At 69.6% G+C, this 15,010-nt stretch carries 17 protein-coding genes and 2 pseudogenes; 9 read left to right on the top strand and 10 right to left on the bottom strand.

Annotation, left to right across the window (positions count from 1 at the left end; all coding sequences use genetic code 11):
• Positions 1-112 precede the first annotated feature (112 nt).
• The gene (locus tag ACFV9M_RS27915; protein ID WP_385069300.1) at positions 113-1,387 is read left to right on the top strand and encodes an ATP-binding protein; all 1,275 of its coding nucleotides are present in this window, start codon (positions 113-115) and stop codon (positions 1,385-1,387) included.
• A gap of 211 nt (positions 1,388-1,598) precedes the next feature.
• On the opposite strand, the gene ACFV9M_RS27910 is transcribed toward ACFV9M_RS27915, so the two are convergent.
• Positions 1,599-2,123, bottom strand: coding sequence for a GtrA family protein (locus ACFV9M_RS27910; protein WP_385069298.1), 525 nt, complete (start codon positions 2,121-2,123; stop codon positions 1,599-1,601).
• 224 nt (positions 2,124-2,347) lie between these two features.
• On the opposite strand from ACFV9M_RS27910, the gene ACFV9M_RS27905 reads away from it, so the two are divergent.
• The 3 genes from ACFV9M_RS27905 to ACFV9M_RS27895 are packed head-to-tail and all read left to right on the top strand — an operon-like array spanning position 2,348 to position 5,192.
• Positions 2,348-3,487: a 5-(carboxyamino)imidazole ribonucleotide synthase gene (locus ACFV9M_RS27905; RefSeq protein ID WP_385069296.1), complete on the top strand. Its 1,140-nt coding sequence runs from the start codon at positions 2,348-2,350 to the stop codon at positions 3,485-3,487.
• On the top strand, positions 3,484-4,008 hold the full coding sequence (gene purE, locus ACFV9M_RS27900) for a 5-(carboxyamino)imidazole ribonucleotide mutase (protein WP_385069295.1): 525 nt from the start codon (positions 3,484-3,486) through the stop codon (positions 4,006-4,008). Before ACFV9M_RS27905 ends, purE begins: the two co-directional genes overlap by 4 nt.
• Positions 4,009-4,013: 5 nt before the next feature.
• Positions 4,014-5,192 (top strand): dipeptidase, encoded by a 1,179-nt coding sequence (locus tag ACFV9M_RS27895; RefSeq protein WP_385069293.1) that lies wholly within the window; start codon positions 4,014-4,016, stop codon positions 5,190-5,192.
• Between the two features lie 144 nt (positions 5,193-5,336).
• On the opposite strand, the gene ACFV9M_RS27890 is transcribed toward ACFV9M_RS27895, so the two are convergent.
• Both ACFV9M_RS27890 and ACFV9M_RS27885 read right to left on the bottom strand, forming a co-directional pair.
• Complete coding sequence (locus tag ACFV9M_RS27890; protein WP_385069291.1) at positions 5,337-5,732, bottom strand: VOC family protein; 396 nt, start codon at positions 5,730-5,732, stop codon at positions 5,337-5,339.
• Between the two features lie 198 nt (positions 5,733-5,930).
• Entirely contained in the window at positions 5,931-7,274 is a 1,344-nt protein-coding gene (locus ACFV9M_RS27885; protein WP_385069289.1) for a UDP-glucose dehydrogenase family protein, read from the bottom strand.
• 205 nt (positions 7,275-7,479) lie between these two features.
• On the opposite strand from ACFV9M_RS27885, the gene ACFV9M_RS27880 reads away from it, so the two are divergent.
• On the top strand, positions 7,480-8,637 hold the full coding sequence (locus tag ACFV9M_RS27880; RefSeq protein WP_385069287.1) for an acyl-CoA dehydrogenase: 1,158 nt from the start codon (positions 7,480-7,482) through the stop codon (positions 8,635-8,637).
• A 156-nt stretch (positions 8,638-8,793) separates the two neighbouring features.
• On the opposite strand, the pseudogene ACFV9M_RS27875 reads toward ACFV9M_RS27880, so the two are convergent.
• A pseudogene (locus ACFV9M_RS27875) lies at positions 8,794-9,129 on the bottom strand (ATP-binding protein); the annotation flags it as partial.
• 245 nt (positions 9,130-9,374) lie between these two features.
• Between ACFV9M_RS27875 and ACFV9M_RS27870 the strand changes: the two are divergent.
• Both ACFV9M_RS27870 and ACFV9M_RS27865 read left to right on the top strand, forming a co-directional pair.
• Positions 9,375-10,232, top strand: a complete 858-nt coding sequence (locus tag ACFV9M_RS27870; protein WP_385069286.1) for a helix-turn-helix domain-containing protein — start codon at positions 9,375-9,377, stop codon at positions 10,230-10,232.
• 11 nt (positions 10,233-10,243) lie between these two features.
• On the top strand, positions 10,244-10,450 hold the full coding sequence (locus ACFV9M_RS27865) for a DUF397 domain-containing protein (protein ID WP_385069284.1): 207 nt from the start codon (positions 10,244-10,246) through the stop codon (positions 10,448-10,450).
• 9 nt (positions 10,451-10,459) lie between these two features.
• Here the strand turns inward: ACFV9M_RS27865 and ACFV9M_RS27860 are convergent, their stop codons facing one another.
• The 6 genes and pseudogenes from ACFV9M_RS27860 to ACFV9M_RS27835 all read right to left on the bottom strand — a co-directional run bounded on the left by ACFV9M_RS27860 (position 10,460) and on the right by ACFV9M_RS27835 (position 13,129).
• Positions 10,460-10,927: a hypothetical protein gene (locus ACFV9M_RS27860; RefSeq protein WP_385069282.1), complete on the bottom strand. Its 468-nt coding sequence runs from the start codon at positions 10,925-10,927 to the stop codon at positions 10,460-10,462.
• Positions 10,928-11,011: 84 nt separating this feature from the next.
• Positions 11,012-11,236: a DUF397 domain-containing protein gene (locus ACFV9M_RS27855; protein WP_385069280.1), complete on the bottom strand. Its 225-nt coding sequence runs from the start codon at positions 11,234-11,236 to the stop codon at positions 11,012-11,014.
• Positions 11,237-11,331: 95 nt separating this feature from the next.
• Entirely contained in the window at positions 11,332-11,556 is a 225-nt protein-coding gene (locus tag ACFV9M_RS27850; RefSeq protein WP_385069279.1) for a hypothetical protein, read from the bottom strand.
• A 332-nt stretch (positions 11,557-11,888) separates the two neighbouring features.
• Positions 11,889-12,433: pseudogene (locus tag ACFV9M_RS27845) on the bottom strand (helix-turn-helix domain-containing protein).
• Entirely contained in the window at positions 12,430-12,954 is a 525-nt protein-coding gene (locus ACFV9M_RS27840) for a DUF6879 family protein (RefSeq protein ID WP_385069277.1), read from the bottom strand. The pseudogene ACFV9M_RS27845 and the gene ACFV9M_RS27840 overlap by 4 nt, the downstream one beginning before the upstream one ends.
• Positions 12,938-13,129: a hypothetical protein gene (locus ACFV9M_RS27835; protein WP_385069276.1), complete on the bottom strand. Its 192-nt coding sequence runs from the start codon at positions 13,127-13,129 to the stop codon at positions 12,938-12,940. The genes ACFV9M_RS27840 and ACFV9M_RS27835 overlap by 17 nt, the downstream gene beginning before the upstream one ends.
• 859 nt (positions 13,130-13,988) lie before the next feature.
• Here ACFV9M_RS27835 and ACFV9M_RS27830 point away from each other — a divergent pair.
• Both ACFV9M_RS27830 and ACFV9M_RS27825 read left to right on the top strand, forming a co-directional pair.
• Complete coding sequence (locus ACFV9M_RS27830; RefSeq protein ID WP_385069274.1) at positions 13,989-14,363, top strand: VOC family protein; 375 nt, start codon at positions 13,989-13,991, stop codon at positions 14,361-14,363.
• Between the two features lie 237 nt (positions 14,364-14,600).
• Positions 14,601-14,963 carry a four-helix bundle copper-binding protein gene (locus ACFV9M_RS27825; protein WP_385069273.1) on the top strand — a complete coding sequence of 121 codons (363 nt, stop codon included), beginning with the start codon at positions 14,601-14,603 and terminating at the stop codon, positions 14,961-14,963.
• The last annotated feature ends 47 nt before the right edge of the window (positions 14,964-15,010 follow it).

Raw genomic sequence — 15,010 nt, 5'->3', positions numbered from 1 at the left:
ACGCCCGTGCCGCATCCCGGGTGCGGGCCGTGAACGGCCGGCCGCGCCGTTCCCCGCACTCCTGGGCGGGGTTGCCCATACCGTCTCGTAGCGTCACCGTCCGGAGATCCCTGTGCGCCGCCGTCTGATCCAGTCCACCCTCGCCGTGGTCCTCGTCGTGATCGCCGTCTTCGGCGTGTCGCTGGTCATCGTCGAGACGCGCACGATCAGCAACAGCGCGCAGGAGCGGGTCGAGCTGGAGGCGGCGCGGCTCGCCAGCATCGTGGACAGCCGGCTGCTGGGCGCGGGGACCGTCGACGCGGAGGTGCTCCGCGACCAGGTCACCCACGACCGCTACGCCGTGATCCGCATCCCCGGGCAGCGGGCCATCGAGGTCGGCACCCGGCCCGAGGGCGACGTCATCCGCGGCCGGGCGCGGGGCGAGGAGGGCGAGACGGTCGTCATCGAGGAGCCGCGCTCCTCCGTGACGCGCGAGGTCGGCCGCACCCTGCTGATCATCGGGCTGGTGGCGCTGCTCGCGGTGATCGCCGCGGTACTCCTCGCCATCCGCCAGGCCAACCGGCTCGCCTCCCCCCTCACCGACCTCGCCGAGACCGCCGAACGCCTCGGCTCCGGCGACCCGCGCCCCCGCCACAAGCGCTACGGCGTCCCCGAGCTGGACCGGGTCGCCGACGTCCTCGACGCCTCCGCCGAACGCATCGCCCGTATGCTCACCGCCGAGCGACGCCTCGCCGCCGACGCCTCCCACCAGCTGCGGACGCCCCTGACCGCGCTCTCCATGCGGCTGGAGGAGATCACCGTCACCGACGACCCGGAGACGGTGAAGGAGGAGGCGACCATCGCGCTCACCCAGGTGGAGCGCCTCACGGACGTGGTCGAGCGCCTGCTGACGAACTCCCGCGACCCCCGCACCGGCTCCGCCGTCACCTTCGACCTCGACGAGGTCATCCAGCAGCAGCTCGCCGAGTGGCGCCCCGCCTACCGCAGCGCGGGCCGGGCGATCGTCAGCTCCGGCAAGCGCCACCTCCAGGCGGTGGGCACCCCGGGCGCGGTCGCCCAGGTGCTGGCGGCCCTGATCGAGAACTCCCTCATGCACGGCGGCGGCACCGTCGCCCTGCGCACCCGCGTCACCGGCAACCAGGCCGTCATCGAGGTCACCGACGAGGGCCCCGGCGTCCCCGCCGACCTCGGCGCCCGCATCTTCGAGCGGGCCATCAGCGGCCGCAACTCCACCGGCATCGGCCTCGCCGTCGCCCGCGACCTCGCCGAGGCCGACGGCGGCCGCCTGGAGATGCTCCAGGCCCAGCCCCCGGTCTTCGGCCTGTTCCTGTCCCGGACGGCTCCGCAGAAGAAGACGCCCGCCGCGGACGAGCCGACGGTGCGCTGAGCTGCGGGTGCGCTGAGGCACCGGTCACGTGGTGTGCCGGTCACGTAGGCGCCGGTGGCGTGCCGCTCACGTGGCGTGCCGGTCACGTGGTGTGCCGCTCACGTGGTGTGCCGGTCACGTGGTGTGCCGCTCACGTGGTGTGCCGGTCACGTGCTGTGCCGCTCACGTGGTGTGCCGGTCACGTGGTGCGCAGGTGAGGTGCCGGCGCCGCTCAGCTCACCCGCTGCGTCGGCTGCGGCTGCCGCGACTCCGCCGCCAGCACCGACTCCGCCCCCGCCACGGCCCCCCGCACGGGAATCGCCCGGAACACCCACGTCCGGTACGACCAGAATCGGAACAGCGTGGCGACACCGATGCCGAGGAACTTGAACACGTTGCTCTGGAGCCGGCCGTCCCACCCGAAGCCGTACGTGGCCAGGAACAGCAGCCCGTTCTCGATGACCAGTCCCACCGCGCTGAACAGCAGGAACAGGGTCAGCTCACGCGTCCGCCCGCTCTTGTCGCGCTCGCGGTACGCGAAGTAGCGGAACCCGACGTAGTTGCAGACGATGGCGACGACGGTCGCGATGACGCTGGCCCGCACCACCGGCAGATCGGTGGTGTGCCGCACGAGGTTGAACACGGCGAGGTTGACCAGGAGGCCCGCTCCGCCCACGGCGCCGAACCGGGCGAGCTCGCGGGCCATTCTCCGCAGCCGCCCATCCCCCGCGGAACCATCCGAGGAACCTTGTGCCATGGCCGTACAGGCCCCCGTCCGGGTGTCGGTTTCGTCAACCCAGCCATGCTAACCACCCCCCTGACAGGTTTCCTGTGGTGCGTCTCACGAGGCCTGTGAGCGGGCCGCCGGAGTGCCGCCGGAGTGCCGGGGGAGGACCGGGGCAAGACCGGGGGAACGGCGGCGGAGGGCCTCCGGGAGAGGCGCGCAATCCGGTCGTCCGGCGTGGCCGATACCCTAGGGGCGTGACATTCCCGGTAGTCGGCATGGTCGGCGGGGGTCAGCTCGCTCGGATGACACACGAGGCGGGCATCCCGTTGGGCATCAGGTTCAAGCTCCTCAGTGACACTCCCCAGGATTCCGCGGCCCAGGTGGTGAGCGATGTCGTCGTAGGCGACTACCGCGACCTGGACACCCTGCGTGACTTCGCGCGGGGGTGCGATGTGATCACCTTCGATCACGAACACGTACCCACCGAGCACCTACGGGCCCTGGAGGCGGACGGCATCCCCGTCCGCCCGGGCCCCGAGGCGCTCGTGCACGCCCAGGACAAGGGCGTGATGCGCGCGAAGCTCACCGAGATCGGTGTGCCGTGCCCGCGCCACCGCCTCGTGAGCGACCCGCAGGACGTGGCGGCCTTCGCCGCCGAGGGCGAGGGATTCCCCGTCGTCCTCAAGACCGTCCGCGGCGGCTACGACGGCAAGGGCGTGTGGGTCGTCGACTCCGTCGAGGAGGCCGCCGACCCCTTCCGGGCCGGCGTGCCGGTCCTCGCCGAGGAGAAGGTCGACTACGTGCGCGAACTCGCCGCCAACGTCGTCCGCTCCCCGCACGGCCAGGCCGTCGCCTACCCGGTGGTGGAGTCCCAGCAGGTCAACGGCGTCTGCGACACGGTCATCGCCCCGGCGCCCGGCCTCGACGAGGCCCTCGCGCTCCAGGCCGAGCGGATGGCCCTGACCATCGCCAAGGAACTCGGCGTCGTCGGCCACCTCGCCGTGGAGCTGTTCCAGACCCGCGACGGCCGCATCCTCGTCAACGAGCTCGCGATGCGCCCGCACAACTCGGGCCACTGGTCCATGGACGGCGCGGTCACCAGCCAGTTCGCCAACCACGTCCGCGCCGTCCTCGACCTGCCGCTGGGCGACCCGCGCCCGCGCGCCCCGTGGACGGTCATGGTCAACGTCCTCGGCGGCGACTACCCGGACATGTACTCCGCGTACCTGCACTGCATGGCCCGCGACCCCCAGCTCAAGATCCACATGTACGGCAAGGACGTGAAGCCCGGCCGCAAGGTCGGCCACGTCAACACCTACGGCGACGACCTGGACGACGTGCTGGAGCGCGCCCGTCACGCTGCCGGCTACCTGAGAGGCACGATCACCGAATGAGCCCTGTCGTAGGCATCGTCATGGGATCGGACAGCGACTGGCCCGTCATGGAGGCCGCCGCCAAGGCCCTCGACGAGTTCGAGATCGGCTACGAGGTCGACGTCGTCTCCGCGCACCGCATGCCGCGCGAGATGGTGACGTACGGCGAGCAGGCGGCCGACCGGGGACTGAAGGTGATCATCGCGGGGGCCGGCGGCGCCGCCCACCTCCCCGGCATGCTCGCCTCCGTCACCCCGCTGCCGGTCATCGGCGTGCCCGTGCCGCTGAAGTACCTCGACGGCATGGACTCCCTGCTGTCGATCGTGCAGATGCCGGCCGGTGTGCCGGTCGCCACGGTCTCCGTCGCCGGCGCCCGCAACGCCGGCCTGCTCGCCGCCCGCATCCTGGCCGCCCACGACGAGGACCTCCTGGCCCGGATGCGCGACTTCCAGCAGGACCTCAACGACCAGGCCACCGAGAAGGGCAAGCGGCTGCGCGCCAAGGTCGAGGGCTCCGGCAACGGCTTCGGCTTCGGGAAGTGACGTCCGTGGCCAGGCTGGAGGAGGCCCGCGAACTGCTGCGCGAGTTCCCGGTCGTCGACGGGCACAACGACCTGCCCTGGGCGCTGCGCGAGCAGGTCCGCTACGACCTCGACGCCCGGGACGTCGCCGTCGACCAGCGCGCCCACCTGCACACCGACATCCCCCGCCTGAGGGCGGGCGGCGTCGGCGCCCAGTACTGGTCGGTGTACGTGCGCGCGGACCAGCCCGGCGCGGTCCCGGCGACCCTGGAGCAGATCGACTGCGTACGGCGGCTCATCGACCGCCACCCCGGCGACCTGCGCGCCGCCCTCACCGCCGCCGACGTCGAGGCGGCCCGCGCGGAGGGCCGTATCGCCTCCCTCATGGGCGCCGAGGGCGGCCACTCCATCGCCAACTCCCTGGGCACCCTGCGCGGCCTGTACGCGCTCGGCGTGCGCTACCTGACGCTCACCCACAACGACAACGTCGACTGGGCGGACTCCGCGACCGACGAGCCGAGGGCCGGCGGGCTGACGGCGTTCGGCCGCGAGGTCGTGCGGGAGATGAACCGGCTCGGCATGCTCGTCGACCTCTCCCACGTGGCGGCGACGACGATGCGGGACGCGCTGGACGCGTCCTTGGCGCCGGTGATCTTCTCCCACTCCTCCGCACGGGCCGTCTGCGACCACCCGCGCAACATCCCGGACGACGTCCTGGAGCGGCTGCCCGCCAACGGCGGCGTCGCGATGGTGACGTTCGTGCCGAAGTTCGTGCTCCAGGCGGCCGTGGACTGGACGGCCGACGCCGAGGAGAACATGCGCGCCCACGGCTTCCACCCGCTGGACACCACCGCGCGGGCCATGGAGGTCCACCGCGCCTTCCAGGAGCGCCGGCCGCGCCCGACCGCCACGGTCGCCACGGTCGCCGACCACCTGGACCACATGCGCGAGGTGGCCGGCGTCGACCACCTCGGCATCGGCGGCGACTACGACGGCACGGCCTTCACCCCCGAGGGCCTGAACGACGTCTCCGGCTACCCGAACCTCATCGCCGAACTCCTCGACCGCGGCTGGTCCAAGGCCGACCTCGCCAAGCTGACCTGGCAGAACGCGGTCCGGGTGCTGGGCGCGGCGGAGGACGTGGCCCGCGGCCTGAAGGCGACGCGCGGCCCGTCGAACGCGACGATCGAGTCGCTGGACGGCTGACCCGGCCCGCGCGGGGCGGACCGGCCGGCACGTCCGGCCGCCGCCCCGCTCACGGACGCCGGTGACGGGACCCGTACCCGGGACCCGTACCCGGGACCCCGGGTACGCCGCCCGTACCACCGGCCTCCGCTCACCGGCGCCCGCTCACGGATGCTCGATCCGGCACAGGCAGAACGGGTGCCCCGCCGGATCGGCGTACACCTGGAAGTCCTTCTTCTCCCGGTCCTCCAGGTCCAGGGGCCGCGCGCCCAGCGCCACCACCCGCTCGTGCGCCGCGTCGACCTCCTCCCAGGTGGCACCGGCGTCGAGGTCGAGGTGGAACTGCTGCGCGTTGCGGTCGCCCCGCGGCCACTCGGGCGGGGTGAGGTCCGCCACCTGCTGGAAGGAGAGCCGGGGGCCTCCGGGCACCTCCAGGACGACCCAGTCGTCCCCCTCCTCGGCCTCCGGCGTGCCGCCCAGCACGGCCGCGTAGAAGCCGGCGAGCGCGTGCGGGTCGGGGCAGTCGAGCACGACGGAACGGACACGGGCGACGGGTGCCATGGGCAGCCTCCTCGATGGCCGGCGGACGGACGAGGACACGGGTACCCAGCCGTGCGCGCTCCGTAACCCACCGGGGGTTCACACCGCACGGACCACCCGGGTGCGGCAGAATGCACGCGTACGCCGGTTCGGCCGACTGAGCCTCGGCCGAACCGGCGTCGTCCGTACCGTCACGGCGGGGACGAGCGGCGGGTCCCGTCAGGCGGTCGGGCGGCCCATCGCCCGGTACGTCCAGCCGGCCTTCCGCCACAGCTGCGGGTCGAGCGCGTTGCGCCCGTCGAGGAGCACCCGGGCGGTCGCGACCTCCCCGAGCACCGCCGGGTCGAGCTCACGGAACTCCCGCCACTCGGTGAGGTGCAGGACGACGTCGGCGCCCCGCACCGCCTCCAGAGCCGTGTCGGCGTAACCGAGGGTGGGGAAGACCCGGCGGGCGTTCTCCATGCCCTTCGGGTCGTAGACGGTCACCTGACCGCCCTGGAGGTGGATCTGGCCGGCCACGTTCAGCGCCGGCGAGTCGCGGACGTCGTCCGAGTCCGGCTTGAACGTCGCGCCGAGCACGGCGACCCGGCGGCCCAGGAAGGGTCCGCCGCCCAGGGCCTGCCGGGCCAGCTCCACCATCTGCCCGCGCTGGCGCATGTTGATCGAGTCGATCTCGCGCAGGAAGGTCAGCGCCTGGTCGGCGCCCAGCTCGCCGGCGCGCGCCATGAACGCCCGGATGTCCTTGGGCAGGCAGCCGCCGCCGAAGCCGATCCCCGCCCGCAGGAACTTCTTGCCGATCCGGTCGTCGTGCCCGATCGCCTCCGCCAGCTTGGCGACGTCGCCGTCGGCGGCCTCGCAGACCTCGGCCATGGCGTTGATGAAGGAGATCTTGGTGGCGAGGAAGGAGTTCGCCGCGGTCTTCACCAGCTCGGCGGTCGGGAAGTCGGTGACGACGAACGGCGAGCCCTCGCCGATCGGCGTGGCGTACACCTCCCGCAGCACCTTCTCGGCCCGCTCGCTGCGCACGCCGACGACGATCCGGTCCGGGTGCAGCGTGTCCCGCACGGCGTAGCCCTCGCGCAGGAACTCCGGGTTCCACGCCAGCTCGGCGTCCGCACCGGCCGGGGCCAGCCCGGCGATGGTGCGGGCGAGCCGGTCGGCGGAGCCCACGGGCACGGTCGACTTGCCGACGACGAGGGCCGGCCCGTGCAGATGCGGGGCCAGCGAGGCGATCGCGGACTCGACGTACGACATGTCGCAGGCGTACTCGCCGTGCTTCTGCGGCGTGTTGACGCACACGAAGTGGACGTCGCCGAAGGCGCCGACCTCCGCCCAGTCCTGGGTGAAGCGCAGCCGCCCGGTGGACCCCTCGAAGCCCGGGACGTGCCGGCGCAGCAGCTCCTCCAGACCCGGCTCGTACATCGGGGTCTCGCCCCGCTCCAGCATCTCGATCTTCTCGCGCACGACGTCGAGCGCGAGGACCTCGAAGCCCAGCTCGGCCATGGCCGCGGCGTGCGTGGCGCCGAGATAACCGGTGCCGATCACGGTGATCTTGAGGGCCATGGGGGCAGCTCCTGGGCTGGACGGGGATCAGGATGGCGCGCCCGAGCATAGCCGGGGCGTGGGAGAGCCTCTCACCGGGCAGTTCTCCCATGCCGTTCCCCCTGTCGCCAAGCTCACGTGACACTCCTGTGAGCGGCCCCCTAAACTTTGAGTTACTTAACGGTAATTAGCGAGATCACCCCAGTGTTTTGGAGCGTGAGAGACCTTGGCCGGATCGGCTGACTTCGACCTGTACCGCCCGTCCGAGGAGCACGACATGCTCCGCGACGCCGTCCGCTCACTGGCCGAGGCGAAGATCGCGCCGTACGCCGCCGCGGTGGACGAGGAGGCCCGCTTCCCCCAGGAGGCCCTCGACGCGCTCGTCGCGAACGACCTGCACGCCGTGCACGTACCCGAGTCGTACGGCGGCGCGGGTGCCGACGCGCTCGCCACGGTGATCGTGATCGAGGAGGTCGCCCGCGCCTGTGTGTCGTCCTCGCTCATCCCCGCGGTGAACAAGCTGGGCTCCCTGCCGGTGATCCTCTCCGGCTCCGAGGACCTGAAGAAGCGGTACCTGACCCCGCTCGCCAAGGGCGACGCGATGTTCTCCTACTGCCTCTCCGAGCCGGAGGCCGGCTCGGACGCGGCCGGCATGAGGACCAAGGCGGTCCGCGACGGCGACCACTGGATCCTCAACGGCGTCAAGCGCTGGATCACCAACGCGGGCGTCTCCGAGTACTACACGGTCATGGCGGTGACGGACCCGGAGAAGCGCTCGAAGGGCATCTCCGCCTTCGTCGTCGAGAAGTCCGACCCGGGCGTCTCCTTCGGCGCCCCGGAGAAGAAGCTCGGCATCAAGGGGTCCCCGACCCGCGAGGTCTACTTCGACAACGTCCGCATCCCCGCCGACCGCATGATCGGCGAGGAGGGCACCGGCTTCGCCACGGCGATGAAGACCCTCGACCACACCCGCATCACCATCGCCGCCCAGGCCCTCGGCGTCGCCCAGGGCGCCTTCGACTACGCCAAGGGCTACGTCCAGGAGCGCAAGCAGTTCGGCCGGCCGATCGCCGACTTCCAGGGCATCCAGTTCATGCTCGCCGACATGGCCATGAAGATCGAGGCCGCCCGCCAGCTCACCTACGCCGCCGCGGCCAAGTCCGAGCGCGGCGACAGCGATCTCACCTTCCAGGGCGCCGCGGCCAAGTGCTTCGCCTCGGACGTGGCGATGGAGGTCACCACCGACGCCGTCCAGCTCCTCGGCGGCTACGGCTACACCCGCGACTACCCGGTCGAGCGCATGATGCGCGACGCCAAGATCACACAGATTTATGAGGGCACGAATCAAGTACAGCGGATCGTGATGGCCAGGAACCTGCCATAAGGCTCTCCAAGGCGCTGTCGCCCTCCGCCCGCCCGTCCTCGGACCTGCGGGCGGAGGGCGAAGTACGTACGCCGCCCGGCCCGCGCACTGCCGCAGCTCGAACCAGGTGACCTTCCCGTCGCTCGCGGGAGCGGTGTGACTGCCCCAGGCATGGGCGCACCGGCTGACGAGCAGCAGGCCGCGCCCGCCCTCCCCTTCGCTGTTTCCATCCGCCGGACACGGCAGTACGTCACTGCCGTCCCGCACGCTGACGTGAAGCGTACCGTCGTCCCAGCGCACGTCCACGGCTGCGGGCCCGCTGGCATAGCGGTACGCGTTGGCACACAACTCGCTGGTCAGCAGTTCGGCGGTGTCGGCGAGGCCGGGCAGGGAGTGGCGGGTGAGGATCGTGCGGACGGTACTGCGTGCGACGCCGGAGCCGATGGCGTGGTGGGGGAGGGTGAGCTGGTACTCCCAGGAGCCGTCGGAGAGCGGGGCAGGACGCTGTCTCATCGTTGAACTTCTCTCTCTGAACAGACAGTTGGAACACGCCCACTCACGCGGTGGCTCTGCCGGCCACCGCATGGAGTGCGGAGGCGGTGCCTTCCGGGGGCCGTGAGAGGTGTGGGGGAGCGCTCGGTGTACGACGTTAGCGATGCGGAAAGGAAAGGTGCAGTGTTCCCCCTTGGAATGACTCTTTCTGGTTAAGTGACCCGTTCCTCCAGTGAGTCGGCGGCGGAACTGCTAGGACGTTCCGTATGCCGCCACGGAAGAACCCGACCATCCGCCAGAAACGCCTGGGCGCCGAGCTGCGGAAGCTGCGTGAAGGAGCCTGCCTGTCGATCGACGCGGCCGCCCAAGTACTGGAGTGTGGCAAGGCGAAGATCAGCCGGATCGAGACGGGCCTGAACGGCATCCGCGCCGCTGAGCTCAAGGCGCTGCTGCAGGCTTACGGCGTGACGGACGACCGCCTTGGCCAAGCGCTGGCCGACATGGCGCGCGAAGGGCGCCGGCGCAATTGGTGGAACCGTTACGGCGATGTCCTCAGTGGGGGATTCGCCGACTTGATCGAGATGGAGTCGAAGGCGGATGACCTGCGCTCCTGGGAGACCATTCTGGTCCCCGGTCTGTTGCAGACCCCGGAGTACATGCGGGTGCTCTTCAGGCGGGGCCGCCTCGGTGTACCTGATGACGAACTGGAGGAACACGTACGCGGACGGATGCTCCGCCAGAGAGTCCTGGACGACGGCGAACGGGCGCCGGAACTCCAGGTCGTCCTCTATGAGGCCGTGCTGCACGGCAGGTTCGGCGGGCCGGAGGTGATGCGGGACCAGCTTGCCCACCTCATCTGTATGGCCCAGCGAGAGCACGTGACGGTCCAGGTGCTGCCGTACACGACAGACTCACACCGAGGCGTGAACGGCCCCTTCGGTATCGTGGGTCTGCCGGACCCCGAGTCGGATGTAGTGCGAACCGAGACTGCTGTCTCCACCTTGTACGTGGAAGACGACGATCAAGTAGCTGCGTATAAACTCATGTTCGACCAGCTGAGGGCTGCGGCCCTTGGTCCCGGGCCGTCGCTGAACCTCATCCGGAGCCTGGCTCAGCGGCTCTGAGCGGGAGCGAGGTGCACGTGCAGGAACGCAAGTGGCAGAAGTCCAGCTTCTCCGGTGACGACGCCAACCGGGACTGCGTGGAAGTCACCGCCGCTCCCGATGCACTGCTGCTGCGTGAGTCCGACGCACCGGCCACCGTACTTCGCACTACACCGGCCTGCCTGCATGCCCTACTGCGGTCTCCGCTCTGTGAGCGATTGACGGAAACGGTCCTGTAAAGAGATCTGTCAGCCGACGGGACAGGCCAGCTCCGGTATTGATCGGTTGGGGGAGCAGGTCACCAGTGCCAGTGACAGATACGAGGGACGTTCGAGGTAGAAGCCGAGTGACACATCAGCTCCTGAACCGAGTCGCTCTGCAACGGAGTTGATCAGCGTCGCCAGATGGGTGGTGTCGCGGTCCCTGTCGCAGGTGAACCGGGGCGCGTACTCGGCCAACCGTTCTGCGAGCCACGATGCTGCTTCCTTCGCCTCATCCCACGTGCCGCGAATCAAGGAACGGGGTTTGACCAGCCAGTACGCCGTTTCCAGTGGTGGCAGATCAGAGGTGGGGAACTCTGCGGCTACCTCGCGGTACCGCTGAATCAGGTCCGGTCTGCTTCCGGCAGGGGGCGGCTCAGGATGCGGGGGCCGTCGTAGCGCTTCCTGGTCGAAGCGCTCTTTCGGGCCGGTCCACAGATAGCCGTGGTGGTGCACGAGTCGTTCCCGTTCCGAGAGGTGCCGGCCGGACCGGGCCCAGGGACGGGGGACGGACCCGGCCCGGCCGGCGTGAGGGGAGGATCAGAGGTTCAGGCCGAAGCGCGCCGGGTCGATACCGGCCGCGTCCAGTTCCTCCGTGGTGAACCGCAGCGGCTGCGCGTCGGGCCGCTTGCTGTCACCGAGGGCCCAGGCGCCGCCGCCGATGCGGGCCAGGGTCACGCACCCCTCGGTGCAGGGGCCGCCGCACGCCTGGACGAACGAGGCCCCGTTGATGTCGAGCGCGTACAGATCACTTCCGTTCAGCATCACTGCACCTTCCTGCTCAACTGATCGCGGTCATGACTGACCGCCGCCGCCCAAACCGGGCGGGAGTTCAGGGATTCCACCGCCGGAGTGGGCCGCTACTCGGCGCGAACGACCATGGCGAACGAGGTCCGGATGCGCCGGAAACCGGCGTGCCCGGACCGGCCTGTGTGGCTCATGCACTCCACGTCGACGGATGCCGAGTCATCGGCGGGAGTGGCCTTCCAACCGCAGTGCAGACACTCGGCTTTGAACGTCACGTCCGTGTCGGGATGCTCGGTGATCCGGTGCATGACGTACCGCATGGCCGCTCTGACGCTCACAGCCCACCCCTACGGCTCCGTGCGTTGGCTGCGGCGACTCTGCTGCGCAGTCCCTCTGACGGGCTGTTCGGCGGGGGCTTGTAGTCAGGGCACTTCGGGTTCCCGCACTCACACCGAGGCCAGTGCAAATCCGAACTCGGCGCCAGGTCCGCCCCTTCGGGGCCAGGGTCGCTCTTTCGCACCATGAGCACGCCACCGACGCCGAACGTTCCGGAAAGACGAGAGAGAAACTGTCGGGCCTCACTGCTGCCAAGATGATCAGCCGCTTCGGTCCTCTGTGCCCTGCTGTCGCTCACCATGGCCCCCATCTTCGGCGGGTCACGATCGCGCCTCTAGCCTGTTTCCTGTTCCCGCAAAAAGTCGTTACGGATAGCTTCGATCAGATCCCGCATTTCGTCACCGGCCACCGCGAATCGCTCGAATCCTTCGAACTTGTCAACGTAGAGAATCACATCTCGCGGGTCCGTAACGACGACTTCGGCATGGACGGTTTCAACGGTCACCATGCGGTCGTCACGGATGACGAAGGCATGATTTGCGATGTCGTGTTGCTGAACCCGCAGAGGGACATCTGGGCTTCCAGAGCCTTGGCGGCCTGCTGGCCCTTGTGGACTCCGATCCGCTTGAGCAGGCGCCACGCCGTCGCCTCCGTCGCTGACGCGCGTGCGGCTTCCGTGTACTCCGCCTTGACCTCGTCCGAGACGCCGATGGCGGTCAGGATGCGCTCTACGTCCGTCGCGCTGGGTGCGAGCTTCGCGTTCTCGATTTTGGAGAGCTTGGACGGGGACATGAGTGCGCTGCGGGCCACCGCCTTGGCTTCCTTGCCGGATGCCACTCGCAGCGCCCGCAGCGCGGCCCCAAGCTGTGCTCTGTTCACGCCCCGTACTTGGCCCACCATTCGGTGAACGGTTCCGCGTGCGCGAGAGCCGCATCACGGTACCGTGTGAATTCCGCTGTGCGTTCCGGCGGTAGCACTTCCGAACCCAGGTACTCTCCGCTTCCGTCGTAGTTCATCACGGCCACGGATTCGGAGTCGAAGAACCAGAAATCCGGAACGTTCTCCAAGGGGTTGGGCTTGTCGGTGATGTCGAGTATGAAGAACTCTTCACCCCCGCTCACGTTCTTGTGGTGGCCCCAGCCGAGTTCGAATCTAAGATAGTTCGTCAGTGGGCGGGACAGGATATGGACCCGGTATACCCGCTTCCCCTTTCCGGTGTGCGAGCGTAGTTCTTCGACCCATCCCGCGTTGTAGTCGTCCGGCTGTGGCTCCCCGGCCAGGAATGCCTGGTAGGCGTCGATGCTCCCGGACTTGCTGTAGTCGTCCAGGGTCTCCAGTCGGAATGCCTCGCGTTCGAAGGTGCCGAAGAGGTCGCCGAGGGTCCTAGATGAGGTTGTCACGGATGGCCTTCTGAATCAGTTCCACCGGGATCTCGACCAGGGTTTCGTGCGAGGGAATCTGAAGCCCGTGATCGGTTGGCGTCTCGCCCTGTACCAGGAGGGTGCCGCGATCCGTGGAGTAGATCGTCGGGCAGTCCTTGATGTCGCACGTGCTGACCAGCTTGGTGACCTTCATGGTCTGGGTTCCCCTCTCCCGTGCCGCTGCCAGTACCCCGCATCTGGGTTGATGCTCCCGAGGGCCGGGCGTACCGGTCAAGCGATCACGGTTGACGGAACGGGAAACCGCGTAACCTGCGCCGGGCCTGCTCGTATACCGCGCGACTGGCGGAGGTGCCTCCAGCGCACCTTCTGTCTGCGGAGACCCTTGACGATCATGGGGAAATGCTGGGGAGACCCCCTCTCGGAGGGGTGTTCGCACAGGTCAGAGCCGTATGGCCTATAAAGCACCCAGATCTACGAAGGCACGAACCAGGTCCAGCGGATCGTGATGGCCAGGAACCTGCCATAAGGCTCTCCAAGGCGCTGTCGCCCTCCGCCCGTCTTCGGACCTGCGGGCGGAGGGCGAAGTACGTACGCCGCCCGGCCCGCTCACTGCCGCAGCTCGAACCAGGTGACCTTCCCGCCCCTCGCGGTGCGCCACTTCGCCCTCAACGGCACCGACCGCCGCAGCCGTGCCGAGCAGAACGCGGCCATCGCCGCCTACGTCCGCCGGCGCGATGCCCGCGCCGAACCGAACGCGGACTTCGCCTCCGACTCACCGATCCGATCACGGACCGGCCAGCCGGCCAAGGCCGCCGCTTGGCGGGCCAATCGCCGCCGATGGCGGCCCTGTTGTGGCCGTCGGTCCCATCAAGTAGGGTCCCCCGACGTGAACACCGGACCGGCGCCACGCCACGCACGGATCGGCCACCCGGTGGAGGCCTGATCGCACGGCGGGTGCGCAGAACGCACCCCCTCAGTTCGGCACGCGGACCTCCCGGCACTCGCGCACCGCGAGTCCGTTTTCCGCGTCGAACAACAAAGAGGTCAGCCGAATGACAGCCACGCTCAACCACACCATCATCGCCGCCAAGGACCGCAACGAGTCGGCCCGGTTCTTCCGGGAGTTGCTGGAACTGCCGGAAGCACCGTCCTGGGGCCCGTTCACCAACGTCCAGCTCGCCGACGGCGTGCTGCTGCAGTTCGCCGAGCCGCCGGTGGAGATCCAGATGCAGCACTACGCGTTCTTGCTCGACGACGAGCTGTTCGACCGCCCGTATCGGCGGCTGCGTGATCGCGGCATCGAGCACTGGGCCGATCCGCAGATGCGCCGTCCAGGCGAGATCAACAACGAGCACGGTGGTCGAGGCGTGTACTTCAAGGACCCCGCCGGCCACGCGATCGAGCTGATCACCCGCCCGTATCTGTAACCGGCTCGCATGGACCGGGGCTGCCGGGAGGCCCCTTCCAGGAGGGGGGCGCCGTAACGGTTTCCGGCCGGTGTCGGGCCCTCCGGGGTGTCTGACCTGCGGGCGGGCGGCCTCCGGCGGTGCGCCGGGGACCGCCCGCGCCGTCGTCCGATGGCGCGGGACGGCGGGGAGGCGTACCACAGAAGGGCGCGCGGGGTCCGTCCGGGCCCCGGCCCGTCACTCTCCGCAGGAGGAGTCATGACCGAGCCCGGAACCATGACCGCCATGAGCAAGGAGATGCAGGACTGCGTCGAGGCGTGCATGTCCTGCCACGGCGTGTGCGAGGAGACCATGAGCGCCTGCCTGCAGATGGGCGGCCAGGCCCAGATGCAGATCATGCGCGCGCTGATGGACTGCTCCGAGACGACCCGCATGTGCGCCGACATGATGATGCGCCGCTCGCCCATGTCGGCCGAGATGTGCGCGATGTGCGCCAAGGCGTGCGAGATGTGCGCCGAGGCGTGTAGCGCCATGCCGGACGACGCCGGCATGGCGCGCTGCGCCGACGCCTGTCGCCGCTGCGCCGAGATGTGCCGCGCGATGGCGGGCGCCTCGATGTGACGCGGCCGGACGGCACGTGAGGGCACCCCTCGGGGTGCCCTCGTCGT

This window comes from Streptomyces sp. NPDC059895 (assembly GCF_042731035.1).
GTDB lineage: Bacteria > Actinomycetota > Actinomycetes > Streptomycetales > Streptomycetaceae > Streptomyces.
The sequence above is the reverse complement of the archived record's forward strand: the minus strand, read 5'-3'. Positions and strand labels throughout refer to the sequence as shown.

Bases quoted from the DNA above. Each gene is read 5' to 3' on its own strand.
- ACFV9M_RS27910 (WP_385069298.1), bottom strand. From the start codon at position 2,123: ATGGCACAAGGTTCCTCGGATGGTTCCGCGGGGGATGGGCGGCTGCGG.
- purE (WP_385069295.1), top strand. From the start codon at position 3,484: ATGAGCCCTGTCGTAGGCATCGTCATGGGATCGGACAGCGACTGGCCC.
- ACFV9M_RS27890 (WP_385069291.1), bottom strand. From the start codon at position 5,732: ATGGCACCCGTCGCCCGTGTCCGTTCCGTCGTGCTCGACTGCCCCGAC.
- ACFV9M_RS27885 (WP_385069289.1), bottom strand. From the start codon at position 7,274: ATGGCCCTCAAGATCACCGTGATCGGCACCGGTTATCTCGGCGCCACG.
- ACFV9M_RS27870 (WP_385069286.1), top strand. From the start codon at position 9,375: ATGCCGCCACGGAAGAACCCGACCATCCGCCAGAAACGCCTGGGCGCC.
- ACFV9M_RS27855 (WP_385069280.1), bottom strand. From the start codon at position 11,236: ATGCTGAACGGAAGTGATCTGTACGCGCTCGACATCAACGGGGCCTCG.
- ACFV9M_RS27835 (WP_385069276.1), bottom strand. From the start codon at position 13,129: ATGAAGGTCACCAAGCTGGTCAGCACGTGCGACATCAAGGACTGCCCG.
- ACFV9M_RS27830 (WP_385069274.1), top strand. From the start codon at position 13,989: ATGACAGCCACGCTCAACCACACCATCATCGCCGCCAAGGACCGCAAC.
- ACFV9M_RS27825 (WP_385069273.1), top strand. From the start codon at position 14,601: ATGACCGAGCCCGGAACCATGACCGCCATGAGCAAGGAGATGCAGGAC.